Source organism: Stieleria maiorica (assembly GCF_008035925.1).
GTDB lineage: Bacteria > Planctomycetota > Planctomycetia > Pirellulales > Pirellulaceae > Stieleria > Stieleria maiorica.
The window spans coordinates 8,708,134-8,734,472 of sequence record NZ_CP036264.1 but is presented as its reverse complement, the minus strand read 5'-3'; the positions used below and the strand labels follow the sequence as shown (position 1 = coordinate 8,734,472).

Below are 26,339 nucleotides of genomic sequence, written 5' to 3'. Positions count from 1 at the left end.
ACGCAGCCAAGACGGAGCCTTGGAACGAGTTAAAGGAGGCGAGGGAGCATTGACAGGCAGAAAGCCTATCCCACGGTGGGGCGCATGGACTGGGCGACCGAGTCGATGATGGCGTCCAGGTCTTTCGTGGCAGCGTAGCCGATCGTTTCGGCGATCCGTGCCAGGTCGGGGACACGGCGGCGGATGTCTTCGAAGGTTTCGTCGTAGGCGTCGGCATAAGAACGGAAGTCGATCTCTGCCTTCGGATTGACTCGCTCGATGACGCGTTTGGCGAGCTCCAGGATCGTCACCGGGGTGTCGCTGCCGATGTTGTAAACGCGTCCGTGGGCGGCCGGCGTGTCGACCAGCCTGATCACCGCACCGACGACATCATCGACGTGTGCGAAGCATCGGATTTGCGCGCCGTCGTCGTGGACGATCAGTTTCTCGCCTTTCATGGCCGCTTCGACGAACCGCGGCAGCACCATGCCGTAGGCGCCGGTTTGGCGTGGCCCGACGACGTTGAAGAACCGCCCGACGACGACCGGCAGTTGTTGTTCCTTGTAGAAAGCCAACGCCAAGAATTCGTCGATCGCCTTGGACACCCCATAGCTCCAACGCGGCTTGGTCGTCGCACCGAACACCAAGTCGTCTTCTTCCGACCAGACTTCTTTGGGGTTCTTGCCATACACTTCGCTGGTGCTGGCGATGAAGCATGGCACGTGTGCCCCACGCCGCGCCCGTTCGCCCAGCCGGTCCAGGATCAATTGCGTGGGATAGACGTTGCGTTCGATCGTCTGGATCGGCTGCTTGGCGATCAGCGCGACGCCCACGGCGGCGGCCAAGTGGTACACGCTGTCGGCGCGGCCGACGACTTCGGCCACCAAGCGATCGTCTTCAACCGATCCCTCGATGTACTCCAGGTTCTCGTGGTCCAGAATCGGATCCAAGTTCTTGCGTTGACCGGTCGACAGGTCATCGACGATCAGGACCCGTTCCCCCCGCGCGAGCAGTCGTTGAGCGAGGTGCGAGCCGATGAATCCGGCACCGCCGGTGATCAGATGGGTCTTGCCAGAGGGGCTGAGTTGCGTCACGTCTAACTTTCACTGTGAAATTGTATAGGTGTCCTGCACGACCGTTGCGGAGCTAACTGATACGTCACGAGGGACTGGAACGGTTCGCTGGGAAGGGGTTGTGGTGCGGAAACCGCCGGAAATGCGACATTTTGGCCGGTATCTGCGGGGATCCTCACGCTCCTGCGGCGACTTTTCGGACTGGGCAATCCCGAGGGCGAACTATCGACTCCAACGACACACCGCTAAACTGTGGCTGATGTCCCGTCTGTCACCCGGACTCCTTTGCCCCCAAACATCGCCGTGCGTTCTGATTCTTTTGTTCGATCCCCGGCCTGTACGACGCCGGCCTTTGCGTTCCTGCCCCGTGCGATTGTGGTCTGCCCGAGTGTTGCTGCGGCGGTTGTGCGATGCTGCTGTGGTTTGGCGATCACCCTGACGACCCTGCTCGGGTTCTCGAGCGGCGATCGGCTGATGGCGGCCGAGTCGACCGAGCAGTCGATTGCGTTGTATGCCGACGCGGCTAATTTTCAAACCGGCGGTGCGATCGAATTGGCGATCCAGAACTGGAAGAAGTTTTTGGAGATGTACCCGGACGACGATCTGGCCTCCAAGGCGGCGCACTATCTGGGCGTCTGTTACATGCAGAAAGAAAACCCGGACTACGTCGCCGCGGCCGAGGCGTTCGGGGTGGCGTTGGAAGACAAGAAGTATGAGCTGCGTGAGGAGAGTCTTGCCAATCGCGGGTGGTGTTTTTACGCGTCGGCCGGGGACGGTCCCCAGCGTGACCGGTCGCGTTTGCAAAAAACGATCGAGACCTTCGAAACGTTGCGCAAAGAAAACGCGAAGAGTGCCTACATCGACCGCGCCTATTTTTACAGCGGCGAAGCGGCTTATGGATTGGGCGATCGTGCGAAGGCGATCGAATTTTACCACCGTTTTTTGTCGCTGCCGTCGGCCAAGGATTCACCGCTGCGGTGCGATGCCTTGTACGCGTTGGGCATCGCCCACGAAGAGCTGGACCAGACCGCCAAGGCCGTCGAGACCTTCGAGAAGCTGTTGGCCGGATGTGCGGACAACCCGTTGGTCGTCGATGTTCATTTGCGACTGGGCGATCTGATGATCGTGCAGCGGGATTATCCCGCCGCCGTCACCTCGTTCGACAAAGCGATCGCGGCATCGACCGGGGATGCCGACACGAGTTATGCGATCTTTCGTCGTTCGTACGCGCTCGTGCAAGACGGCAAGCCGACCGAAGCCGCCGCCGGGTACGATCGATTGCAACGCGAGTTTCCCACGTCACCCTATGCCGCCAACGCGACGTTGGCTTCCGGGCAAAGCCTGTATCGCGGTGGCCAGATCGAACAGGCCGCCGCTCGGTTCGAGACGGTGCTGACACAGAACAACCCGGTCGCGGCGACCGAAGCGGCCCACTGGCTGGTGCGAATCAAACTGGCAAAGGGCGACGCCGCAGCGGCCGTTGCGATCGCCAAGCAACGGTTAAATTCTGGAGTCGAAGGAGACTTTGCGATCGATCTGCGCGTCGATCTGGCCGAGGCGTTGTCGATGACCCCGGCGACCGTCGCCGAATCGATCGGTGTGGCCGAGCAAGTTTACCGCGACGCGCCGAATGATCCCTTGGCCCCGCGGGCACTCTACAACGCCGCGTTCTCCGCTTTGCAGCTGAACGACTATGAAAAGGCGGGGAAGCTGGCCGGCGAATTCTTGAACCACTTTGCGTCCGACCCGCTGGAGAGCGACGTCCGCTTTATTGTCGCCGAAAGCCAACTGTTTACCGGCAAGACACAGGCGGCGGTCGACAGCTACCGGACACTGCTCAATACCGCGGCGGATGACAACGTGCAGCGACCGGTGTGGGTCTTGCGAACCGCCGTCGCGATGAACTCCATGAAGGCGTTCGACGATGCCGTCGCGCTGTTGAAAACGGAGTATGAGAGTTTGGAGCAAGCGTCGCACAAAGCGGAAGCACAGTTTCTGGTCGGTCAAGCCCACTTGATGTCTGATCGTCCAGCCGACGCGGCGGAGTCGTTCGGGCGAGTGGCGGAGGTCGCACCGGAGTGGTCGCGCGCCGGGGAAGCTCGCCTGCTGCAGGGGACCGCGTTGCTTTCGGCAGGAAAGTCCGACCAGGCGAAAGCCGCGTGGGAAGCGTTGATCGACCGAGACCCTTCGTCGACGATGGCGGACCAGGCACGTTACAAGTTGGGGCAGCTGGCAAGCAAAGCGGGCGACTACGCCCAGGCGGTGAAGTTGTATAGCCAGGTCATCGACGCCGGACGCGACCAAGGTCTGATCCCGTATGCACTTTACGGTCGCGGCTGGTCACACATGCAACAGGGGGATCACCGCGAAGCCCTCAAGTCGCTCGACGTGATCCTGAATCAGTCGCCCGGCCATGCACTCAGTGACGATGCCTTGATCGCGCGTGGGATTTCGCATCGCACCCTCGGAGATCTGGAATCCGCCCAAGCGGATTTGCAACGGTACTTGGAACTCGGGCCGACCGGTGTCAACCTGGGCCATGCGTTGTACGAGCTGGCGTTGGTGGATCAAAAGCAAGGCCGCCCCGGTGACGCGGCGGAAAAACTGCAGCGGCTTGACGACGAGGTCGCGGGCTACCCCGCGATGGACAAGGTGCTCTACGAACTCGGCTGGTCGTTGCGTGAATCGGGCAAGGAGCCGCAAGCGGTCGAGCAGTTCCGCCGTCTGCTGAGCGAGTATCCCGAGACGTCATTGGCGGCCGAGGCGGCCTACTTTGTCGGCCAGCAAAGTTATTCGGCGAGTGATTGGCCGACCGCGGTGAATTACTTTCGAATCGCCGCCGACAAGACGGCCGATGATGCGATGAGCGAAAAGGCGCTGTATCGCCTGGGATGGTCGTTGTTCAAAGAATCCAAGCTGGACGAGGCGAAACAGGCGTTCGCCAAACAGGCGGAGAAACATCCCGGGGGAAACCTGGCGATCGACGCGCGGATGATGGTCGGGGAGTGTTTGTTTAAACAGGAAGCGTTCGAAGAGGCGCTGCGGTCCTATGCGATCGGCCGGCAAAAGATTCGCGATGCCGACGAGAACGCTAACACCCTGCGTGACGCGGCCGAACGTCAGGTCCGTGAATTGATCCTGTTGCACGGCGGTCAGTCGGCGGCGCAGCTGAAACGCTGGGACGAAGCGATCGGTTGGTACGACGAATTGAAACAACGGTTCCCCGCGACCGCTTACCTGCCGCAAGTCTTTTACGAAACCGGGTTCGCCTACCAACAGAAAAACGACCTGCCGCAGGCGCTGAAGTACTTCGGTCAAGTCGCCGAGCAGTATCGCCGTCGCGAAGTCGGCGCGCGGGCTCGATTCATGATGGGCGAAATCTATTTCGGTGAAAAGCAATTCGACAAAGCGATCCCGGAGTTTCAAAGTGTGATGTTCGGTTTCGGCGGAGACAACGCGCCGGCGGAGATCAAGAATTGGCAAGCCAAAAGTGGGTTCGAAGCGGGACGCTGCAGCGAGTTGCTGATGCAGTCCGCCAGGACACAGGATGCAAAGAATCGGTCGCGTCAGTTCGCGACACAGTTTTATCAGTACGTCGTCCAGAAGCATGCCGGACACGAACTGGCGAAGAAATCCGCCGAGCGTCTGGAGGCGTTGCAGTAGTCGTGACTTCCAATCAGATGAACCCGCGTCGCGACGGCGGCGCCAGGCAAAAACGAATCACGATGGTCTGCTTGGTCGTCGGTCTTTGTGTGGCGTGGTGGTGCGGCGTGACAGACCCGGCTCGCACTTGGGCACAAGACGACCTCGGGCCGCCGGTCAACGCGTCCGACATCCAATCGGTCATGAATGCCGAACCGGTCGGCGACGAACCGCAAGCGGTCGCCGAACCGACGGGGATCGACATGTTGTCGCTAATCTTGCGCGGCGGTCGCTTCATGATCCCGATCGGGTTGATGAGTCTGTTGGTGGTCACGCTGGCGGTCGAACGGATGCTCAGTCTGCGACGCGGGAAAGTCATGCCGCGTCGTCTGGTCCGCGAGCTCCGCCGACTGGCCGATCCGGTCGAATCCTTCGACCCGCCGACGGCGTATCAGGCGTGTTTGCAGCACCCCTCGCCGACGGCCAGCATCGTCGGCGCGATGTTGATGCGGACCGGCCAGCCGCTGGGGGAAATCGAACGCACCGCGACCGAGACGATCGGGCGCGAAGCCGACCGCTACGCGTCGCCGGTCCGCTGGTTGACGCTGGCCGCCGCGGCGACCCCGTTGATGGGATTGCTGGGGACGGTCTGGGGCATGATCGTTGCCTTTCACGAGTCGACGTCGCTGTCGGCCGATCGCTCTCGCAGCGAGCAACTGTCCGAGGGGATCTACACCGCATTGGTCACCACGCTGGCCGGTTTGGCCGTCGCGATCCCGGCGGCGATCTTTGCCCAGTACTTGGAAAATCGAATCGCAAAACTGTTTCACAGCGTTGAACAACTCGTGTTCGACCTGGCACCCGGGTTGGCCCGATTCGACGGCCGGCGACGGTTGGACAGCGATGGCACGTTGATCCCGATCCAATACGTCGACGGATCGGCAGGCAACGTCACCCCACCGCCTCCACCCCCACCGTCGCATGCGCCTCCACATGCCGCCGTCGCGGATAGCGTTTCGGACAGCGGCAATCCGGCCAAGGCGAGTTGAGCGATGGCCGTTCAAATCAAACGCTCCAGCGTCGCCGGGACGCTCAGTCTGACGCCGCTGATCGACGTCGTGTTCTTGCTGCTGATCTTCTTCCTGGTCACCAGCGAGTTTGAGGAGGAGGAGCGTCGATTGGACATCGTGTTGCCGACGGCCACCAGCGCCGTGCCGATGATCGGCAAGCCTCGCGAAATCGTGATCGACATCGACAAGGCCGGCGAGATCTACCTGCGCGGACAAGCGACGTCGCTACCGGATCTGGAAAAATTGCTCAAGGCCAGCGTCGCGTCCAACCCGACCAACCAGTCCGCCGTGATCCGAGCCGATCGTGAATCGTCGTTCCAACCGGTCGTCAGCGTGATGGATGTTTGTAATCGAAGCGGAATCAGCGATTATTCCGTGACGACGCTGGAAGGCCCCGAGTGAGAGTGGTTTCAAATTTTGAGTTTTGAGTCAGTTCCATCTGTTTTCATGTCACCCATTTTCTTGTCTCCTCTTTCCCCACCGCTATTTTTCTGCCCCCCATTTTTCTGTCACCTGCCTTCTAACCTAAAACTTCATTTCCTCCGCGGGCCGATTTGTTTTGCGATTTGAATCTGACTATGACCGTCCTCGTGTCGAAAGCACGCCGACCGATTCGGCGCGGATGTGGCCGCTGGATTTGTCGGTGGTCACGCTGGCCGGTTTGGTCCTGTTTCTGATCGCGACCCCGTTCCGGTTTGATGACCCGCGTCTGTTGTACAACGCGACGACGTACCTGGTGGGGATCATCTGCGTCGCCGTGATTCTTTCGTTGGTCCTGCGGGCGATCACGTCACGCTTCCTACGAAAAGCGATCCTGCTGGGGCTGCTGTTCAGCATCTCCGTGCACCTGTTGCTGTTGATTTTTGCGATCCACTACGTCGTGTTCGCGGCCTACCAGCCGCTTGCTTCCAAGGGCGAAAAACGCGAGCGGACGCCGATCCGAAAAACCGTTCCCGAACACATCTTTCAGGCACCCAAGGAATCCAAAGAAACGCCGGACTGGTCCAAGCCGGTCGACGCGGAAACCAAGTCACGCGAGATCCCCAAAGAGCAGCGTCAATTGCCGCCGGTGGAACGATCGCAACCGCGGTTGGAGGTTCCCAAGCCGCGGCAGCCTGAAAACCAACCGATGCAGAAGTTTTTGATGGAGCGGAATCAGGCCAGCGCTAGCGAACCGATGCCGGCCGATGCGCCGGGGAAACTGGCGCGGCGGGAGAGCAACACGCCGGCGCCCAAGCCGCAAGCCGAGTCGATCGAGGTGCCCTCACCGGCCCAAGAGATGACCAGTCCCGTTCCGGCCGCACCGGCCGAGCGCAAGTTGGCCGACAACGGCACGCCGAGTGCATCGCGACAGGCGGCGGCACGCTTGGACATGCCGGCCGTGGTGCCTCGGCCGAGTGAATCGATTCAGACGCCGCGGGCGATGCCTGCGGCCACGTCGTTGAGCGCAAACGAATCGATGCCGACGATCGGCGATGCGGGGCTGGCGCGATCCAGGCGTTCGCGCACCATCGCCCAGCCGTCTGCAGTCGCCGGTGCCGCGCCGGCACCCGTCGTCGTTTCGGTGGCACGGTCCAGCGAAGACGCCTCGCTGATGCTCTCGCCGACCGACATCCCGACCGAGACGCGAGGCGAAACGACCGGGGCACAGATCACGCTCGGCCCGGCGCCCAGCTTCATGACCGAGACCGCTCCAGTTAGTCCGACCGGCGGCGCGCGGGTCGCTCGCAACACGCTCTCGGCAGCGGTCGGGGCGCCCAACGTGAACGCCGGACCGGCGACACAGGCGCCGGGACGCGGTCGTCGCATGAACGTGGTCCGCGGATCCTCCCCGATGGGAACAATGACGCCGGCCGAGTCGGTGCCGGCCAGTGCCGCGGGAATCGCCGGTGCGGCACCATCGGATCAGCTGGATGATCGGTTGGGCGCGAGCGATGCAGCGGTCGGACGAGAAGGCGAATCCGGTGGGGCGGCGACGACCGAGTTGGCGCCCGCCGGGGCGCCGGCGATGGCGTTGGATCTTTTGGCCGACATCGGGCCGGTCGGGATCAGCGACACACTCGCACCGTCGGCCGGATTGATCCCCAGCGACGCGCAACCGGAGATCGCGGCAATGGAATTGCCGCGCGAAGCAAGGCCCAGGCGCCAAGTCGGCGGTCCGGCCACCCCGGCGGGCACCAAGATCGCCGCCGTGGAATCGTTTTCTCGACGTGTGATGCGAACCAGCGGCGGCGCAGCGTCCAGCGCCCCCGGCATGGGAGGACCTGCGACCGAGGAGGCGATCGAGCGGGGATTGGCCTACTTGGCGAGCGTCCAGAACGAAGACGGCAGCTGGTCGTTGCAGGGGCACGGGGACCGCGTCATTTTGCGAAGCGACACCGCGGCGACCGGATTGTGTTTGTTGGCCTTCCAGGGCGCCGGCTACACGCACACCCAGCACCAATACGCCGGCACGGTCAGCAAGGGGTTGAAGTTCTTGCTGGACAACCAACGCACCAGCGGGAACCTGTACCGCAGCGAAAACGAACTGAGCGATCGCAACGTGATGTTTTACAGCCACGGGATCGCCGCCCTGGCGTTGTGTGAAGCCTACGGCATGACCCAGGACCGCGAGCTGCGTCAGGGCGCTCAGGAATCACTGAACTACATCATGGCAACCCAGCACCGCAGCTACGGCGGATGGCGTTATTCGCCCCAGGTCAGCAGCGACACGAGTGTCACCGGTTGGATGATGATGGCACTTAAAAGCGGCGACCTATCCGGGTTGGACGTGTCACAGGCCGCTTATGACGGGATCGATCACTGGTTGTCGCTCGCACGGGGCGACGGACCGGAGCAATTGGATCGTTACCGGTACAACCCGTTTGCGGCCGACACGCCCCAACAGCGACACGGGCGTTTGCCGACACCGACCATGACCGCCGTGGGCATGCTGATGCGGATGTACAACGGGTGGAGTCGCGAGCAACCCGAGATGCAGTCGGCCGCGGAGTATCTGTTGAAGTACCCGCCGCAGTTGGGTGAGCGACGCCGCCCGTTGCGCGACGGGTACTACTGGTACTACGCCACCCAGTTCATGTTTCACATGGGCGGCGACTATTGGGACCGCTGGAATCAATTCCTGAATCCGCTGTTGCTGGAAACGCAAATCAAGGTCGGCCCGGAAGCCGGTTCCTGGGACCCCGAACTGCCGATCCCCGACCGTTGGAGCGCGCACGCCGGCCGGCTGTACGTGACCACGATGAACCTGCTGAATTTGGAAGTCTACTATCGGCATCTGCCGATTTATGAGGACACCGCCGCCAAGTGACGGTGGACGGCCGAACGACTGATCCCTAGACGGCAGGCGATAATGAAGCACACGCCCCGTGTTCCTTCGTCCGCTTCCGTTTACCGGACTCTTGATCATGTCTGTCCTGCCCTGCTCTGCCCTGCCCTTCCGCGTCTTGTTGCCCGCCGTCTTGATTGCACTCGCATCGGTGCCGCAAACGGTCGCGGAATCACCCCACGACGTGGTGTCGGTTGCGGCGTCCAATCCGGTGCTGCACGGACTAGAGGTGAAGACGGAGTTGGACGAAAAGCGTCGCTGGATCAATTTTCGCGGTCCGAAATTGTACTCGTCTCCGCGGGACAAGAGTCAAGCTGACGACGCGCGGCCGAGCTACTTGAATTGGTACTCCATCCGCAAACCCGATTCTGAGGCGGTCAAAACGATCCAGTTGCGAGACACCTATAGCGGGTCGCAGTCGTTCGGTGTGCGGTTGGGGCAGCCCGCCTTTTATTTGATCCCCGCCCAGACGGTCGCCGACGGCCCGCCGGCCGAGGTTCCGGAATCGTTGGACCATTTCATCGCCTTCGAAATCGTCGACGTCGATTCGTTGGCGTTGCCCGAACCCACGCCTGGAAAGCCTGCGTTTGTTTGCGTGCCGGCCGAAGAATGGCATCATGAAGAGCATGTGCCGATCAAATCCGCGTCGAGTTTCTTGATGGTGTACGCGGTCGAGGCGAGTTCCGTCGACGGCCGTGTCACAACGATCGATTCGTTCGGACTGAACCAATTGACGGTCACATCGAAGGAGTTCGTTGCTGTGGCGGCAAGTCGCGTGCGTTGATTAACGTCGTAGCGGAAGCCGCCAAGGCTTTCGGCGCTCCAGGTGAACGACGCCGGGACGGAACTCCGCAGTGGGGCGCAAGTGAAAAATAGGACCAATACGACCAATAGGACACATGGGACGGAGGTGTGACTGGGGCGGTGATGTCCTATCGGTCGCATCTGTCCTGTTGGTCCTTTCTGGCCACCCGCCCGGTCGCCATCACACGCCCGTTCACCGCACGCCTGTTTGGTGGGTGGCACAATTCCCGATTCGCGCCGCGCAATTCGCGCCCCGCCACGCAATCACGCCGCTTCCGGCGAAACTCTTGGCGAGGTCCGCTACGGGACGTTTGTGCGCTGGTCGATGGGCCGCTGTTGAATTCTGCGGATTGGGTGAAGATGGCCTGAGGGGAAAGACGATGGGGTGGTAAGGATTGTGCTTGGACACCGGTCCAACAATTGGATTCCTCCCTCGGCAAGGACGCAGGCGTGAGCAAAACTGAGTCGCAAAACGCAGGCAAGTTTGATAGCAATCAGGACAGTCGAGTCGCGGACCACCGCGATCGGCTGAGCGGCATCCTCGCGGTGGCCGGTGGGGGCGTGTTGGCGGGCCTCTTTTATGGGGTGGTCTACGCGACCTCGTGGGGACCGCTGGAACGCTACTTTCTCGGGCACCCGGTGGCGATCGCGGCGACCATCTTATTTTGCATCGCGGTTTGCATCTTAGGGCTGAAGGCCTGGGCGACGCGATTGCAATGGGCGTTGCTGCGGCGTGCCGACGATGCGGCCCTGTCGCCCAAACGACAACTCGACTCGCCGACACAGGAATTCCGTGACCGTCACGATGCCGGGTTTGTCGCCCAGACCTGGTCGAGTGATTTGGCAAAACTGCCTCGCGAGGTGGCGCGTTGCCAGCTCGTTGTCCGGCTCCGCGAAGTTCTGATGCGCCAATCCGGCCGCGGGACCACCAAGCATTTGGCCGACGACCTGCGCGAGCTTTCGTCCCGCGATGCCGATTCGGCGCACGACTCGTTCGCCTTGGTCCGGATCATCGTCTGGGCGATTCCGATGTTGGGTTTTTTGGGGACCGTGATCGGGATCACGCAAACGTTGGGCGGTTTGGATTTTTCCAACGGCAACGCCGCGGTCGACAACTTGAAGAGCGGGTTGTACGTGGCGTTTGACACCACGGCGTTGGGGCTGGTGCTTTCGATCGTGGCGATCTTCTTGCAGTTCCCCGTCGAACGAAGCGAGCAGCAGTTGTTAGCTGCAATCGACGAACGCGTGGGTTATCTGACCGGGTTGCATCTGCCGGGTGACGAAGTCGCCGACAACCAATTCGAATTGCTGGCCCAGTTGTGCGAGGGAGTTCGTGCGGCGGTTGCAGAATCGTTGAGCAATCAGACGACGTTGTGGCGGCAAACAATTGACGAAGCCCAGGGGTACTGGCAGCAAGCCCACAACGTGCAATCGCAAAGCTTTGTTGATGCGGTGGAGCAAACCCTGACGCCTGCACTGCGTGACCATGCCCAACAGATGGAGCGTTCGACGCAGCGAAATCGCGAACAGCTTGAGCATCAATTCGACCAATGGCAATTGCAACTTGCGGCGTGGCAAGAAACCATCGTGGCCGGTGCCGACGCGATGACGAAACAGCACGCGGTGATGTTGGACCAAGTCGATCAGGCGGCGTTGGTCCGCGAGCAAGCCAGTTCGGTGCTGAATCTGCAGCAAACGTTGGCGGCGAACTTGAACCTGTTGGACGAAACGAACCGTCGCATCGATGAGAACATGGGCGCGGCGGCCGGCCAGGGCATGGCCGACGCGATGATCGTGCTGGCGCGTGCCGTGGACGTGCTGACGCGCGAGATGGTGGCGGTCAAGTCGAACATCAACCACGATGCGAGGCGGGCTGCATGAGCGGGCGTCGACGCCAGACCCTGTCGCCGACACTGTTCCCGTTCCTGGCCGTCTTGGTTTGCACCCTGGGGACGTTGATCTTGCTGTTGGCGTTGGTGGCACAAAACACGTCCGATGCGGCGCAGCAGATTGCCGAGACGGCGGCCGAGCCGCCGCCACACGATCCGGGACAATTGACCGTCGGTGACGTCGAGTTGTTGGTCGAAGAGGAAGAGTTTCGCTTGGGCGAATTGGTTTCCTTTCGCGACGCACAAACGGGCGATCTGGAAGACCGGCGTGACCAACTGGCTCACGTCGAAGATCACATGCGACGCATTCGTGAGCGGCTGAAACAGATCAGCCAAGCGATGGAGCAGGCGATGTCCCAGGACCCGATGCCGGCGGCGACGGCCGCAGAGGTGAAGGACCTGAAAGAGCAACTGGTCAAAGAGCAGTTGGTCGTGAAGAAGCTGCGTGAAGAAATCGAGACCGCCAAGCCGCGTTTCGTGATCGTTCCCCACCAGGGACCCAACGGCACTGACCGGCGACCGATCTATCTGGAATGCACGGCCAAGGGCGTGACGATTTGGCCCGAAGGCGTCACGATCACGCGGAACCAGTTGGAACAATCCTCGTCCACGGCCAATCCGCTGGATGACGCCCTCCGCGCCGCACGTTATCACGCGATGCAGCAATACGGTGACACGATTCCGCCATACCCGATGTTGTTGGTCCGTCCCGGCGGCGTGGACAGCTATTACGCGGCCCGCGCGGCGATGATGGATTGGGACGATCAATTCGGATACGAACTGGTGCCGGCGGATGTGAATCTGGCCTATCCCAATTCTGATCCGGTGATGCGCCAGCGGATGGAGTACGCGATCAACCAGGCGCTTGATCGAATGACCAAACAGTCGATCGTGCGATCCATTCGTGGATCCGGTAGCCGCCATCCCGAAGGCCGCTATCACGACGGGCCGGTGGGCAACGGTGGAAACTTTCAGCGTGGAACGGGAGCCGGCGGATCGGTCGCGGCGACCGAAGGGCAGATGCCGCCGAGTTCCGCCGACGAATCGCCTTCGCCGACAAAGGTGCCGCGGTTGTCTGTATCACAAATGGATCGCCAGGGCCGGCAGAGTGGATACCGCGATCATCGGATGTTCCCCACTCGAACTTACGGCGGCGGTGGCTCGGGGAATCCGACACCACTGACGCCCGAGGCGGCCAAGCAAAGATTGGAGCGGCAGCTGCAAGAGTCGGCGTCGCTGTTGGCCGAATCGGAAGCCAACGACAACCAGCTGAATCAGGCGGCCACGACGGCGGTCGGCCAGATCGCCGGCGCGAGCGATGCGGATGGCTCCCATCGCGACACCGCCGGGATGCAGTTACCAAGCAGCGGTGATGAACAATCGGCATCGGCCGTGTTGGCCCAAGGCAATGCGGATTCCGGTGGTCGTCAACGTGTCATTGGCAAGGCGAGCAGGCAAACCCAAGATAACCCAGGCGGGATCGGCCCGTTGGCCGGTGCATCGGTGGGAATGCAAGCGATGAACCAGCCCAAGGTGTCTGAGCGCATGAAAGCCAATGTGCCGACCGATGGCCAGAGTGATGCCGAAAACCAGAACCCTGCTTCGTCGCCATCCAATTCGTCCCAAAACCCTCGCCGCATGGTCCAGCGACGCGGGGCCGATTGGGCGCTGCCGAGCAGTGTGGCCTTGGGCCGCGGGAATGAGATCGTTCGTTCGGTGCGGCTGGAGATCTATCCCGATCGTTTTGTGTTGTTACCCGACGCGGTCAGCCGAAGGGGCGAAACATTTGCGGTCGGCCCGGACGGCGTCAACCAGGCGACGCTGGAATTGGCGACCAGTGTTCGCGACCGGATCGAGCGTTGGGGGGCCGCAGCGCCCGGTGCCCGCTGGTCACCGCAATTGAAGGTCGACGTGATGCCCGGTGCGGAGCAGCAATACGAACAATGGAGCCGGCTGATGATCGGCAGCGGGCTGCCGATCCAGCGTGTCGGCGGCGATCAAGGTGACGGATACCGCCACGCAGAAACCAACCCGCAAGGTGATTTCAAATGAGCGGACGACGACGCAGAGAAGGAGTTTCGGTCGGACACGATGCCTTTTTGGACATCGTCGCCAACCTGGTCGGCATCCTGATCATCTTGGTCGTGGTGCTGGGGGCACAGTCGGAGGCGATCCTGCGCGAGGCCAAGCCGAAGACGGTCCAGCCGGTCGATCCCAAGGCGCGAATCGCCGGGCAGGTCGAAATGGAAACGCTGGCCACGGTGGCTGCACGGGCGGCGTCGGCGCAGGCGGATTCGATGCGACTGGAACGCACGATCAAGCTGTTGGATTCCAAGATCGCACAGCAAGCCGAACGGCGGACAATTCTGTTGACGTTGTTGACCGAAGCCGAGGCGGCTTGGGAAGACGAGCAAGCCAAGTTGGACGATGCCCGCCGCGATGCGGCCCTTCGCAACGCCGAAGCGGAGGCGTTGAAGAGCGAGTTGACCGAACTGGTCGGTGCACGCGCCCAACTGGAAACCGAACAGCCGCCGGTCGTCGCGATCTCGCATTTACCGACGCCGATGGCCAAGACCGTGTTCGGAGAGGAGGTCTATTTTCGTTTAAAGAATGATCGGTTGTCGGTGATCCCGTTCAAGTTGCTGACCGAAGAGATTGGACGGAATTTTCGACGAACCTCGGGAAGCCTTCGCGAAGGCGTCAGCGATGCGGCGGTCGGGCCGGTGCGGGGCTATGTCGCTCGGTATGTGCTCAGCCGCAGCAATGAACTGGTCAGCGACGGCAATGCGATCGCCAGGATGAGTCGCGCGCGGGTGGTCGTCGCGTCATTCGAACCGCTCCAGGAACCGCATGGCACTCCGATCGAGCAGGTGTTGGCCAACGATGATTGGTTGGATGTCGAACTGTCGCGTTACCCGGCCGAGACGACGACGGTGACGGTTGCGGTCTATCCCGACAGTTACGGTTCGTTTCGCAAGCTGCGCGAAAAGATCTATGCCAAGGGATACGCATCGGCGGCGCGGCCGATCAAGGACGGCAGCCCGATCTACGTGAACTTCGCCGGCGGCGGGACGCGGTCGGTGGCTCAGTAAGCGGTTGGGAGTTGGGAGTTGGGAGTTGGGAGTTGGGAGTTGGGAGTTGGGAGTTGGAAGTTGGAAGTACGGCCAAAGGCCGTGCACACCCATAGCCTTGGGCATCGCCCAAGGTCTCCGTAGGAATTTGAACCCGATTGGCCAACGGCCATGGACAAACTTGTTGACGTGACGGATTAGTTCGTAGCGGAAGTCGCCAAGACTTTCGTTTTCAGGCGGCCGAAGCGGCTTTTCTAGCGCGAGCCCGCTCTGGCGTTTGCTTGCTGCGCAAACGCCGTCTCTCCCATATCATTGACGTCGATATAAATTACCATGGCTCCCTCTCCCCCGGAAAACCTGACTCGCTGAAGCTCGCCAGGTTTTCCGGGTGCGTGCGTCTCACGCCGTATGCGTGTGCATCTCGAAAACTACCCCAGCGCCTTGTCGCTGATGTCTTTGCGGCACCAGGCGCCGGGCCAGCGGATTTTTTGGACGGCGGTGTAGGCCTTGAGTTTTGCGGCGCTGATGGTGTTGCCGATCGCGGTGACGCCCAACACCCGTCCTCCGGCGTTGACGACGTTGCCGTCGACGGTGGTCGTTCCGGCGTGAAAGACTTTGACGTCTTCGACTTCGGCGGCGTCTTCCAAACCCGTGATCACGCGGCCTTTTTCGTAGCTGCCCGGGTAGCCTTCGCTGGCCATCACGACACACAGGCTGGGGCGGTCATCCCACTCGAGCGGTTCGATTTCGGAGAGTTTTCCGTCGGCCGCGGCGACCAGGACGTCGAACAGGTCCGATTTCAGCCGCATCAGCAGCGGCTGGCACTCCGGGTCACCGAACCGGACGTTGAATTCCAGGACTTTGGGGCCGGCGGCGGTCAGCATCAGCCCGGCGTACAAGACGCCTTTGAAGGGTTTTCGCGCGCGTTTCATCGCGTGGACGACGGGGACCAGGACGTCGGATTCGATTTTCGCGAACATCGCTTCGTCGACGATCGGCGTCGGGCAGTACGCGCCCATGCCGCCGGTGTTGGGGCCGGTGTCTCCGTCGTAGGCTGGTTTGTGATCTTGGGCGGCCGGCAGTGAGATGATGGTTTCGCCGTCGGTGATCGCCAGCACGCTGGCTTCTTGGCCGATCAATTTTTCTTCGATGATCAGTTCGTTGCCCGCTTCGCCGAATTCCTTTTGGCCGGCGATGCGGTCGATCGCTTGCAGGGCGTCGCTGCGGGTCTCGCAGACGATCACGCCTTTGCCGGCGGCCAGTCCGTCGGCTTTGACCACCACGGGGACCTGATCGGTCGGTTCGCTGTACTTGTCTTTGATGTATCGCGAGGCGTCGTCGGCGTTTCGGAAGGTGCGGTAATCGGCGGTGGGGATGTCGGCGGTGTGCAGCAGGTTCTTGCAGAACACCTTGCTGCCTTCGAGTTCGGCCGCGGCGGCGGTGGGGCCGAAGACGCGCAAGCCGGCTTCTTCGAGTGCGTCGACCAGACCCAGCACCAGCGGGGCTTCGGGGCCGACGACGGTCAGGTCGATGGCGTGCTGCTTGGCAAACTGGACCAGGTCGTCGACGTCGGTCGCCGCGATGTCGACGTTGGTCGCTTCGATGGCGGTTCCTGCATTGCCCGGTGCGACGAAGACCTCCGTCACCTTCGGGCTTTGTCCGAGTTTCCACGCGAGGGCATGTTCGCGTCCACCGTTACCGACCACCAATACTTTCATCACATTCACCACGGGAAGGGTTCAACCAAACGGATCGCTGATGCGGCAATGTAATTGTTCGGCGGAAAGGATGGCAGATGGTGCAGCGGGTTGGCTGGACAAACGTAGCTACCTTCGCCAGAAGGTGGATCAGCGGGGTTTTCCACGCTCTGGCGAGCGTAGCTACGGCGATCCGAGAGGCTCGGTCACGACGAATCCAACCCGGCCGACGGAACTTCGCGGGTCTTTACGGCGCTTTAGCGGTAGACATTTTCTCCTTTATGCGTATAATTCCACTCGACCCCCCGGGAATCGTGTTTCTGTCGCCCGCTTTACCCCACCCCACCCCCAGTGGCGACGCGGTTCCCGACGACTAGTTTTTGAGAAGGCGGCGGCCGGCTGAGTTCCCCGCTCTGGTTCGGCCGCCGCCTTTTTCTTTGCTCGTCTTGAACCAGGCTTTGTGAGAAAGCTTTCGATGTCACTCGCTTTTGATGTCGCTGCCGGACGCGGTCTTAATCTCGCCCCGCGGACCAATTACACTCGACGCGTTCGAGGCATCCACCCCTGTAGGAGTTTACGTGTGAACCACTTTGTATCTTTGACCCGATTGTTTGTTCCTTCGGCCGCCGCGATCGCCGTTTGCGCGATGCTGGTGGCCAGCCCACCCGCCCAGGCCCAAGAAACGGGCACGCTGCGGATGACGTTCAAATTGAAAGGGGCGGCGAAATCCTTTCCGCCGATCGCCCCCAACGTGGATCAGGCGTTTTGCGGATTGAAGGAGATTCCGGATGAAACCCTGGTCGTGAATCCCAAGAACAGCGGCATCAAGAACGTGATCGTCTACGTATACACGGGACGTCGCGGGACGGAGTTGCCGGAAATGGAATTGAAGCCGGAAACTCACGAGTTGGCCAACCTGGATTGCCGGTTCGAGCCCCACGTGTTGATCGCTAAGAAGGGCGACACGATCAAGGTCACCAACCCGGATAAGGTCGGCCACAACGCGAATTTCCAGTTCTTCAACAACACCCAGCAGAACCTGACGGTCCCCGCCGGTGGGTCGGTCGAGATTGAGCTGAAAGAGGACGAGCCGGCGCCGATTCCGGTCGCTTGCAATATCCATAACTGGATGAAGGCCCAGGTCGTCGTGCTCGATCACCCCTTTGCGGCGGTCAGCGATGAAGATGGCGTGCTGGAGATCAAGGGGTTGCCCGTCGGTGACGAAGTCGTTTTTCGGGCCAACCACGAGAACGGGTCACTGAAGGATGTGATCATCGACGGCGAAGAAACCGAATGGCGAAGCAGCAAGTTCGAGGTTGAAATCAAGCCCGGCATGAACGACATGGGAACGATCGAAATCCCGGTCGACGCGTTCGGCGGCTGAGCGACCGCGCTTCTGTCAAACCCTCTATCCCGCTTGTTCCTGGGGGCTGTGGCCGGGAACAAGCGGGAAATTGAGAACGCCTGCGACATGCGGGGGTTGATGGGGAGAGATCGGTGACAAGTCCTCGGACTGGGCTGGTAGGAAGATTGATGGGGTAGGAAAATTAGCCAAGTCGAATTGGAGAAGACATTCAACCATTTTCTTACCCCCGAAATCTTCTTACCTGATTTCTCCAGCGGATGAAAAACGTTTGGCCCGAACGTTTGGGCCCGAACGGTTGGGCGAATCGGTAGCGTTCCCGTTGGGAACGGATAAGCCCAGGGCGATGCCGCGGCTGCCAAACTGCGACAATTCATTCGGTTGGTCCAGGCCGCGGCGTTCGGTTACGCTGCTGCAATGAGATCAACCGTCGACAAAACGCCCTTTTCAAAGCTGCCGATTCTTACGGCGCCGATGCTTGTCGCAGTTTTCTTGTGCGGCTGCGATGCCCCGGTGGAGCATTATCCACCCAACCGAGTCTATTCGTTGGTCGTTTCGGCCAAGCTGGACGTGCCGACTGAGCTGGCGGCCGAAGACACGACGGCGGCGCTGGAGGCCTGGTTCGGGACTCCGATCGAGCCGCGGTGGCCGGTCGACCAGATGTCGCACGATGAAGCCAAGACGCTGGTCGGTCTGGAGAACCTGCAGCGGGCCGCTGGGCCGGTCTACAGCGACCAGTCCAACCGGCACTTCGGGCTTTTCAACGAACACTGTGTCACCTGCCACGGGGTCTCCGGCGGCGGAAATGGGCCCGCGTCGCTGCTGCAAAACCCCTACCCGCGCGACTTTCGTGCCGGCGTGTACAAGTGGAAGTCGACCCAGCGGGGAGCAAAACCGACTCGCCAGGACTTGTTGGCAATCTTGCGTCATGGGGCGCCCGGGACGGCGATGCCATCGTTCGAGCGTCTGTCCGAGGATGACTTGGCCGCGTTGGTCGACTACGTCATTTACCTGTCCGTCCGCGGTGAATTTGAACGCCGGATGTTGACCGAAGCGGTGGTGGAGCTGGGGTACGAGGAAACGCGTCCGGACGATGATGCGAGTTTGTTGACGCTGGCTTCCATGGATCCGCAAGCATTCGCCGTGGAAGTGGCCCGCGAGACGCTCGACCGAATCACCGGACAATGGGTCGACGCCGATCAGTCGGTGATTCCTGTCCCTGAGGAAGCGCCCGCCGACGATGCGTCGATCGCGCGTGGCGACGCGTTGTTTCATGGGCGAATCGCCAATTGCGCCGGCTGTCACGGAAAGCAAGGCGGTGGGGATCTGGTCACGTTCGACTTTGACGATTGGACCAAGGAGTTTACCGAGGGGATTGCGGTGACGCCGACCGATCGAGAGGCGGTGCGTCCGTTTCGAACGGCGGGCGCCTTGCGGCCCCGGCAGATTCATCCGCGCAGGCTGACCGACGGGGTCTATCGCGGCGGCGGGGATCCCGAGACGCTGTATCGCCGGATCGTCGCCGGCATCGCGGGCACGCCCATGGCCGGGATCAGCCTGTCGGGCGAGCCGTCAGCAACGGGGCTGACCGGCGATCAGGTTTGGGACATCGTTCATTACGTGAAGTCACTCGGCGAGGCAAAACGATGAGTCGTGAAGGTTATCGCAGCATCGGGGCGATCCTGGGGTTGGGCCTGGGGATCGTGCTGATGACGCTGTTAGGGCAAAGCGGCGTGGTGCCGGGGGCGATCTTCGGCGCCGGCGGGGCCTTGGCCGGCGGCATCCTGGGCGAAAAGACGCACGGGCTGAGAAATCGAAAGTAGCGGGGTAGCGCCGTGGGATAGGCTTCTAGCCTGTCAACGTCAGGGGACGACAGGCTAGAAGCCTATCCCACAGGCAAGAAGAGATTGATGAGCGAAAACGAACCGAGCGAAACGAACCCGAACCCTGCCGACGAGCGATCGAAGTTATTGCATCGTTTGGCGGTGCTGTCGGTGTGTCTGGTCTGGCCGCTGATCTGGGTCGGCGGTCTGGTGACCACCTACGACGCGGGGATGGCGGTTCCGGATTGGCCCGGGACGTACGGCTACAACCTGTTTCTGTATCCCCTGTCGACGTGGGTCTATGGGCCGTTTGACCTGTTCATCGAACACGGGCACCGTCTGTTGGGTGCTGTCGTCGGATTGGTGGCGATCGCGATGGTGGTCGCCGCGATCCGCCGCGAAGATCGCCGATGGGTGTTGTGGCTGACGGTGGTGATTCTGGTCGCCGTGATTTCGCAAGGGGCGCTCGGCGGCGTCCGAGTGTTGTTGAGCGATCGGACGACGGCGATGATTCACGGTTGTTTCGGACCGGTGGTGTTTGTGCTGTGCTGCGTTGCCGCATCGGTAACCAGCCGCCGCTGGTGGGATCGGCCGCTGGCCGCAGCGTCGACGCAACCGACAAAGCCGCTGGGTGGTGTGGCGTTGGCGATGGCGACGCTGCCCGTGCTGTTGAGCTATTTGCAGTTGGTCCTGGGGGCACAACTGCGGCACGTACAGCCCCTGACCACGCCGGGGACGTTCACGTTGATTGTGGCGGTCCACATCGTCACCGCGTTCGGATTGTGGCTGTTGACGCCGGTTTTGTTCCTTTTGGTACGTCGCTGCGGCGATTTGACGCTGTCCAGGCCGGCGGGTTGGCTGATATGGTTTGTGGGCTGTCAAATCTTGCTCGGGACCGGGACCTGGATTGTCAATTACGGTTGGCCGAGCGTTTTGGAGTTTCTTCCGTTTGGCGAAGGCTTTTTGGTTCGCTCAAAGGGATTCCTGGATTCGATCATCGTGACCGCGCACGTTGCGGTCGGGTCGCTGATTTTGGCGACATCGGCGGTCGTCTTGGTTCAAGTTTTACGTCAGCGAACGCTTGCCACCCACGTTTAATCAGTTATGTCCAGCAACGTCCTCGTCACCGATTCCCGCTATGAAACCGATCGCCACGGTGTTGGCGTCGAGTCTGGATTGGGGGTGGCGGTACTCGAAATGCCGGCCCATCGCAGGGATGTACCACAGCGCAGGGAAGCGATGGCCCAGGCACCGCCGGCATCGAGTGGACGGTTGGACAAAGCGGAGGTTTCGCTACGCGTGTTGGTCTCGGACCTGATTCAGCTGACCAAGCCTCGGATCGTCGTGATGATCCTGGTGACGACGGTCGCCACCGCGATGATTGCCGCCGGCGGTTTGGTGTCACTGGGTCAGCTTGCGTTGTTGCTGTTGGGCACCGGAATGGTCGCCGGCAGCGCCGGCGGGGCGAATCAGATTTGGGAGCGGGTGATCGACCGCAACATGCCCCGCACGGCGGTTCGTCCGCTGCCGGCCGCTCGGATGTCGACGGCCGTGGCGACAGCGTTTACCGCGTCGATGGGCACGTTGGGGTTGGCGATTCTATGGATGGGATTTTCCATTGTGCCGGCGGCCGTCGGTTTGGCCACGTGGTTGTTGTACGTGTTTCTGTACACGCCGATGAAGACCCGGACGTCATGGAACACCACGGTCGGCGCGATCGCCGGTGCGTTGCCGATGTTGATCGGATACACCGCCCTGGGCGGTTCGCTGGCCGACGGCACAGGATGGTTGTTGTTCGGCGTCTTGGCGGCGTGGCAGTATCCCCATTTCATGGCCATCGCGTGGCTTTACCGCCGGCAATATGAGCAGGCCGGTTTTTGCATGTCGACGACGGTCGAGCCGACGGGGATTTCCGCGGCGGTGCAAAGCATTGTCGGGTCATTGTCAGTGATCGGCTGCGGTGTCGCACTGTGTTGGCTGGCGCCGGGTATGGTTCCGGCAGTGATCGGAAGTTTCGCGGTGCTGTTGGCCACGGTCCCGATGTTAAAGGCTTCGCTGCGATTTGCCCGCGACCGAAACGATGTGACAGCACGTCGATTGCTGCGATCGTCGTTGCTGGTGCTGCCCGCCGTGTTGGCGGTCGTTACGATCCGTGTGTTTTGGTGAGCTATGAGAACCGCGTCCAATTTAGCCGCGATTTTGTTGGTGGGTGTCGTCTTGGGACTGGTGGGACGCACGCTGCGCCAGCGATCGGCCTCTTCCGGTCCGAGCCCTGATGAAGTGGTCTACACTTCCGAGGTGGCGCCTGGCGAGGAGCCGGTGGTCTCGGACAGTTCTGAGATTGCCAATGAAGAAGTCGCCCGGCCGCCGGAAGATGAGGCTTGGTTGAGCCGTTTCGAGTTGACCGAACGCAGCGGCGAGTTGGTCAAGAGTGAAGACTTGTTGGGCCAGCCCTACGTGGTCAGTTTTTTCTTCACCAACTGCCCGAGTGTGTGCCCGCAACAGAATCAAAAGATCAAGCAGTTGCAGGATCGATTCGAAGGCGAAGACGTCGTGTTCCTGTCCATCTCCGTGGATCCGGAGCGTGACACGCCCGAGGTGTTGCGCGAGTATGCCGCCCGCTTCGGAGCCGACGAAGATCAGTGGCTGTTTTTAACCGGTGATCTGACCTACATCCGCCGCATCGGTGGCGAGATCTTTCAGCAGCCGGTCGACAAGGGCTTTCATACCGAGAAGTTTGTGCTGGTCGACGCGGAAGGCAAGATCGAAGGGTTTTATAGTTGGCCCGAGTCGAAGCAGTTTGAAAAGTTGCAGTCGGCGATCAGCGAGATGCTGTGAGAGGCAGTGGGCGGGTGACAGAATAATGGATCGCGCTGGTGTCCAGGCTTTAGTCGCCAATGTCGCTGCTTCGCAGCGACGGGAAATCGCCTAAAGGCTAGACACCAACCAGCGCTGGTGTCTAGGCTTTAGCCGATTCCCCGCGCGCCTCTTTGGACAAGAAAATGGGTGACAAGAAAATGGTCGCCTAAAACCTGAGACTCGGAACTTAAGAGAAGTATGTGGCAATTATTGGCGGATTATTTGCCGCATTGCACGGCGTTATTGAACGCCGCGGCGACGGGCGTGTTGGCGGCCGGGCTGATCAAGATACGCCAGGGCAACCCGCGCGGGCACAAGAAGATGATGCTGACGGCGCTGGGGATCAGTGCGGCGTTCTTGGTGCTGTACCTGTTGCACAAGGTGGCGCTGTACCAGACGACCGGTGAGCCGAATACGCGGTTCCCGACGGACCCTGAGGTCGCTCCGCTGGCGGCACGCTACACGTACTATGCGATTCTGGGGACGCACCTGTTGCTGGCGATCGCCGTGCCGTTCTTGGCGCTGCGGGCGGTTTATCTGGCGATGAAGGGCCGGATCGTCGCGCACAAGAAACTGGTGCGATACGCGTTTCCGGTCTGGATGTATGTGTCGGTGACCGGAGTGCTGGTTTATCTGATGCTGTATCAGTTGTACCCGGCGGGGTAGCGGGTGTTGCAGATGCCAGCACGTGGCGTGAGCCAGTGGCGGGCGCTGGCGGGCGTGGACGTTTCGTTGAGGCGTCCCGCTGGTGTATGGGGCCGCTCGCTGACGCGTCCCGCTGGCATTGGTTACGCTTTTTGGGCGCCGACGAAGGCCATTCGCAGCAGGTGCAGGACTTCGTCGAACATCTTGTCTTCATCCTTGTCGGTGTTGCCCTTGGTTTTTTCTTGGAGCATTTCAAGGGTGTCGATGAAGTGTTTGGCGACGCGCAGGTCGGTGCTTTTTTCGCCGGTTGAGGGGTTTTCCATCACGCCGAGTGCCATCATGGCTTGGCTGTAGAAGGTGCTGATCAGCATGGCCAAGGATGCCGGCGGCAGGTCGCCGGTGGGGTCGCCGGCTGTGGCGGCACCACCGGAGGGTTGATCCGCGGCGCTGGGCGTGTCCTCGGCGGCGGTTTCTTTCTCTTTTTCGACTTGAGATTTCCAGTCGGTGTCGACGACCAATTCCGGTTCTTCTTTGTTTTCTGACATCGGATTTATCGTTGGCTAACGGCGGGTTGTTCTCGTTCGTGTTTCCGCGATCCGCGTTCGATCGCGGCCTCGACGAATCCGGCAAACAGCGGATGCGCCTTTAGCGGCTTGCTCTTGAACTCGGGGTGGTATTGTACCGCCAGGAACCACGGGTGGTCGGGCAGTTCGACGATTTCGACCAGGCTTCCGTCGGGACTGGTACCCGAGAATTGCATGCCGTGTTCTCGGAATTGGTCCCGGTAGGTGTTGTTGAATTCGTAGCGGTGTCGATGTCGTTCATGCACGTCGTCCAGGCCATAGCATTGTTGGGCCTTGCTTTCGTCGGCCAGGAGTGTCGGCTGGCTACCCAGTCGCATCGTGCCGCCCATTTGCGTGACGTTTTGCTGTTCGTCCAGCAGGCAGATCACCGGATCCGGGGTGTCCTTGTCGAATTCGCTGGAGTGGGCCTTTTCCAGTCCGCAGACGTTGCGGGCGTATTCGATCACGGCGCACTGCATGCCCAGGCAGATGCCGAAGAAGGGGATGCCTCGCTCGCGGGCGAAGCGGATCGCTTGGACCTTGCCTTCGACGCCGCGTTCGCCGAACCCGCCGGGGATCAGGATGCCGTCGAATCCGCTGAGCAGTCGTTCGGCGCCTTCGCGTTCGATATCGCTGCTTTGGATCCGGCCGATGCGAACTTGGGCTTGGTGGTGCATGCCGGCGTGGTCGATCGATTCGTAGATCGACTTGTACGCGTCTTTGTGTTCGGCGTATTTGCCGACCACGGCGATGCTGACTTCGTGGCGGGGATTGCGAAGCCGGTGCAGCAGGTCGGTCCAGGGGGTGATGTCCAGCGCTCGGCTGGGCAGCCCCAGTTTCTTGACGACCAATTCGTCCAGTTTGTTGTCGACCAACGAGATCGGGACTTCGTAAATCGAAAAATCCTTGTCTTTTTCCTCGATCACCGCTTCGGTGGGGACGTTGCAGAACAGCGCGATTTTGTCGCGTTCTTCGCGGCTGATCGGGTGTTCGCAGCGGCACACCAGCACGTCGGGCTGGATACCGATTTCCCGCAGTTGGCCGACCGAGTGCTGGGTCGGTTTGGTTTTCAGTTCGTCGGCGGCTTTCAGGTAAGGCACCAGGGTCAGGTGCATGTACAGCACGTTTTCGCGGCCGACGTCTTGGGCGTATTGCCGGATCGCTTCCAGGAAGGGCAAACTTTCGATATCGCCGACCGTGCCGCCGATTTCGGTGATCACGACGTCGACGTCATCGCCGCCCATCCTGGCGATGACGGATTTGATTTCGTTGGTGATGTGGGGGATGACCTGGACGGTTTTTCCCAGGAAGCGTCCCTTGCGTTCCTTTTCGATCACCGACAGATAGATCTGGCCGGTGGTGTAATTGCAGTCTCGCGTCAGCGCACCGCTGGTGAAACGCTCGTAGTGTCCGAGATCCAAATCGGTCTCGCTGCCGTCATCGAGCACGTAGACTTCGCCGTGCTGATAGGGGCTCATCGTGCCGGGATCGACGTTGATGTAGGGATCCAGCTTCTGCATTCGCACTCGCAAACCGCGAGATTCCAGCAGCATGCCCAAGGAGGCGCTCGTCAGTCCCTTTCCAAGCGAGGATACCACCCCGCCGGTTACAAAGATGTGTTTGGTCATGGACGCGGATGATACCGCGCTGAGGAAAAACCGGAAGTGCCGTGAGCCTCAATGCGACGATGTTCTCAGGAGGCGGACGTCTCAAGACGGCGGCGAAACGCGGCAAGATCCTCCGGGGTGTCGATTCCGGGCATGGCCGGGCCGACGGCGGCGACGACGATTTTTTTTCCCGCTTCGATCGCCCGCAACTGCTCCAGCTTTTCGGTTTGCTCCAGCGGACTGGGGGGCGAGCCGGCGAACCATGACAAGAAGTCGCGGCGGTAGGCGTACAGTCCCAGGTGGTGCCAGTAAATCGGCGGGTCGACGTCCAGCAATTCGGCGGGCTCCCCTTCGCGGCGGTACGGCACACAGGCTCGGCTGAAGTAGATCGCCCTGCCCTGCCCTGCTCCGTGTCCCTGCCCTGCTCTGTGTCCCTGCCCTGCTCTGATGCTCATGCCTGTCATCACGATTTTCACGATCGCCGGGTCCTGCAGCGCCGCGGCGGTTCGGATCGGCGTGCCGGCGGTCGCCATGTCGGCCTCGGGGTCACCGGCGAGTGTTTCGGCGACCGCGTCGATCGCGGCCGGATCGATCTCGGGTTCGTCGCTTTGGACGTTGATGAAGATTTCAGTCTCGGGGAAATGTTCGGCGACGACGGCGATTCGGTCGGTTCCGCTGGGGCAATCGCTGGGGGTCATGACCCAGCGGCCTCCGAACGCATCGACCGCCTCGGCGATCCGCGGATTGTCGACCGCCACGATCACGCCGGCCGAGGCGGCGGCAGCCCGCGACGCCGCTTCATAGGTGTGTTGCAGCACCGTTTTGCCGGCGACTTTTTGCAGCAGTTTTTCCGGCAGGCGGGTCGAGGCAAGTCGTGCGGGCAGCACGATTTGGGTGTCGGGCATCGGTGGGCGTCTCGGGGAAAA

General features: G+C 61.3%; 20 protein-coding genes. 15 read left to right on the top strand and 5 right to left on the bottom strand.

The genetic code is table 11. From position 1 onward, the window contains the following. Nucleotides 1-65: 65 nt before the first annotated feature. On the bottom strand, nucleotides 66-1,073 hold the full coding sequence (locus Mal15_RS29645; RefSeq protein WP_147871057.1) for an NAD-dependent epimerase/dehydratase family protein: 1,008 nt from the start codon (nucleotides 1,071-1,073) through the stop codon (nucleotides 66-68). Nucleotides 1,074-1,355: 282 nt separating this feature from the next. Between Mal15_RS29645 and Mal15_RS29640 the strand changes: the two genes are divergently transcribed. From Mal15_RS29640 to Mal15_RS29605, 8 genes are all read left to right on the top strand, one after another. Further along, a complete protein-coding gene (locus Mal15_RS29640; protein ID WP_233903112.1) occupies nucleotides 1,356-4,715 on the top strand; it encodes a tetratricopeptide repeat protein in 3,360 nt (1,119 codons plus the stop codon). A 2-nt stretch (nucleotides 4,716-4,717) separates the two neighbouring features. Further along, nucleotides 4,718-5,743 (top strand): MotA/TolQ/ExbB proton channel family protein, encoded by a 1,026-nt coding sequence (locus tag Mal15_RS29635; protein ID WP_233903111.1) that lies wholly within the window; start codon nucleotides 4,718-4,720, stop codon nucleotides 5,741-5,743. A 3-nt stretch (nucleotides 5,744-5,746) separates the two neighbouring features. Further along, a complete protein-coding gene (locus Mal15_RS29630; protein ID WP_147871056.1) occupies nucleotides 5,747-6,166 on the top strand; it encodes an ExbD/TolR family protein in 420 nt (139 codons plus the stop codon). Between the two features lie 157 nt (nucleotides 6,167-6,323). Further along, the gene (locus tag Mal15_RS29625; RefSeq protein WP_233903110.1) at nucleotides 6,324-9,074 is read left to right on the top strand and encodes a prenyltransferase/squalene oxidase repeat-containing protein; all 2,751 of its coding nucleotides are present in this window, start codon (nucleotides 6,324-6,326) and stop codon (nucleotides 9,072-9,074) included. Between the two features lie 97 nt (nucleotides 9,075-9,171). Further along, a complete protein-coding gene (locus tag Mal15_RS29620; RefSeq protein WP_147871055.1) occupies nucleotides 9,172-9,876 on the top strand; it encodes a DUF7450 family protein in 705 nt (234 codons plus the stop codon). Between the two features lie 470 nt (nucleotides 9,877-10,346). Continuing rightward, on the top strand, nucleotides 10,347-11,777 hold the full coding sequence (locus tag Mal15_RS29615; protein ID WP_147871054.1) for a MotA/TolQ/ExbB proton channel family protein: 1,431 nt from the start codon (nucleotides 10,347-10,349) through the stop codon (nucleotides 11,775-11,777). Further along, on the top strand, nucleotides 11,774-13,837 hold the full coding sequence (locus tag Mal15_RS29610; protein WP_147871053.1) for a hypothetical protein: 2,064 nt from the start codon (nucleotides 11,774-11,776) through the stop codon (nucleotides 13,835-13,837). The genes Mal15_RS29615 and Mal15_RS29610 overlap by 4 nt, the downstream gene beginning before the upstream one ends. Continuing rightward, nucleotides 13,834-14,877 (top strand): hypothetical protein, encoded by a 1,044-nt coding sequence (locus Mal15_RS29605; protein ID WP_147871052.1) that lies wholly within the window; start codon nucleotides 13,834-13,836, stop codon nucleotides 14,875-14,877. Before Mal15_RS29610 ends, Mal15_RS29605 begins: the two co-directional genes overlap by 4 nt. A 407-nt stretch (nucleotides 14,878-15,284) precedes the next feature. Here the strand turns inward: Mal15_RS29605 and purD are convergent, their stop codons facing one another. Further along, on the bottom strand, nucleotides 15,285-16,574 hold the full coding sequence (gene purD / locus Mal15_RS29600) for a phosphoribosylamine--glycine ligase (protein ID WP_390623433.1): 1,290 nt from the start codon (nucleotides 16,572-16,574) through the stop codon (nucleotides 15,285-15,287). A gap of 559 nt (nucleotides 16,575-17,133) precedes the next feature. Here purD and Mal15_RS29595 point away from each other — a divergent pair. The 7 genes from Mal15_RS29595 (at nucleotide 17,134) to Mal15_RS29570 (ending at nucleotide 23,264) form a co-directional block, all read left to right on the top strand. After that, complete coding sequence (locus tag Mal15_RS29595) at nucleotides 17,134-17,937, top strand: methylamine utilization protein (protein WP_233903109.1); 804 nt, start codon at nucleotides 17,134-17,136, stop codon at nucleotides 17,935-17,937. A 396-nt stretch (nucleotides 17,938-18,333) separates the two neighbouring features. Further along, nucleotides 18,334-19,566, top strand: coding sequence for a cytochrome c (locus Mal15_RS29590; RefSeq protein ID WP_233903108.1), 1,233 nt, complete (start codon nucleotides 18,334-18,336; stop codon nucleotides 19,564-19,566). Next, complete coding sequence (locus Mal15_RS34275) at nucleotides 19,563-19,739, top strand: hypothetical protein (RefSeq protein WP_167547121.1); 177 nt, start codon at nucleotides 19,563-19,565, stop codon at nucleotides 19,737-19,739. Before Mal15_RS29590 ends, Mal15_RS34275 begins: the two co-directional genes overlap by 4 nt. An 87-nt stretch (nucleotides 19,740-19,826) precedes the next feature. Continuing rightward, nucleotides 19,827-20,837, top strand: coding sequence for a COX15/CtaA family protein (locus tag Mal15_RS29585; protein WP_147871051.1), 1,011 nt, complete (start codon nucleotides 19,827-19,829; stop codon nucleotides 20,835-20,837). Nucleotides 20,838-20,843: 6 nt separating this feature from the next. Beyond that, nucleotides 20,844-21,905 (top strand): protoheme IX farnesyltransferase, encoded by a 1,062-nt coding sequence (locus Mal15_RS29580; RefSeq protein WP_147871050.1) that lies wholly within the window; start codon nucleotides 20,844-20,846, stop codon nucleotides 21,903-21,905. 3 nt (nucleotides 21,906-21,908) lie between these two features. Beyond that, the gene (locus Mal15_RS29575) at nucleotides 21,909-22,577 is read left to right on the top strand and encodes an SCO family protein (protein WP_147871049.1); all 669 of its coding nucleotides are present in this window, start codon (nucleotides 21,909-21,911) and stop codon (nucleotides 22,575-22,577) included. Between the two features lie 219 nt (nucleotides 22,578-22,796). Beyond that, nucleotides 22,797-23,264, top strand: coding sequence for a DUF420 domain-containing protein (locus tag Mal15_RS29570; RefSeq protein ID WP_147871048.1), 468 nt, complete (start codon nucleotides 22,797-22,799; stop codon nucleotides 23,262-23,264). A 122-nt stretch (nucleotides 23,265-23,386) separates the two neighbouring features. Here the strand turns inward: Mal15_RS29570 and Mal15_RS29565 are convergent, their stop codons facing one another. From Mal15_RS29565 to Mal15_RS29555, 3 genes are all read right to left on the bottom strand, one after another. Beyond that, nucleotides 23,387-23,788 carry a DUF1844 domain-containing protein gene (locus tag Mal15_RS29565; protein ID WP_147871047.1) on the bottom strand — a complete coding sequence of 134 codons (402 nt, stop codon included), beginning with the start codon at nucleotides 23,786-23,788 and terminating at the stop codon, nucleotides 23,387-23,389. Between the two features lie 5 nt (nucleotides 23,789-23,793). After that, nucleotides 23,794-25,434, bottom strand: coding sequence for a CTP synthase (locus Mal15_RS29560; protein ID WP_147871046.1), 1,641 nt, complete (start codon nucleotides 25,432-25,434; stop codon nucleotides 23,794-23,796). Between the two features lie 65 nt (nucleotides 25,435-25,499). Continuing rightward, a complete protein-coding gene (locus Mal15_RS29555; RefSeq protein ID WP_147871045.1) occupies nucleotides 25,500-26,318 on the bottom strand; it encodes a 3-deoxy-manno-octulosonate cytidylyltransferase in 819 nt (272 codons plus the stop codon). Nucleotides 26,319-26,339 lie beyond the last annotated feature (21 nt).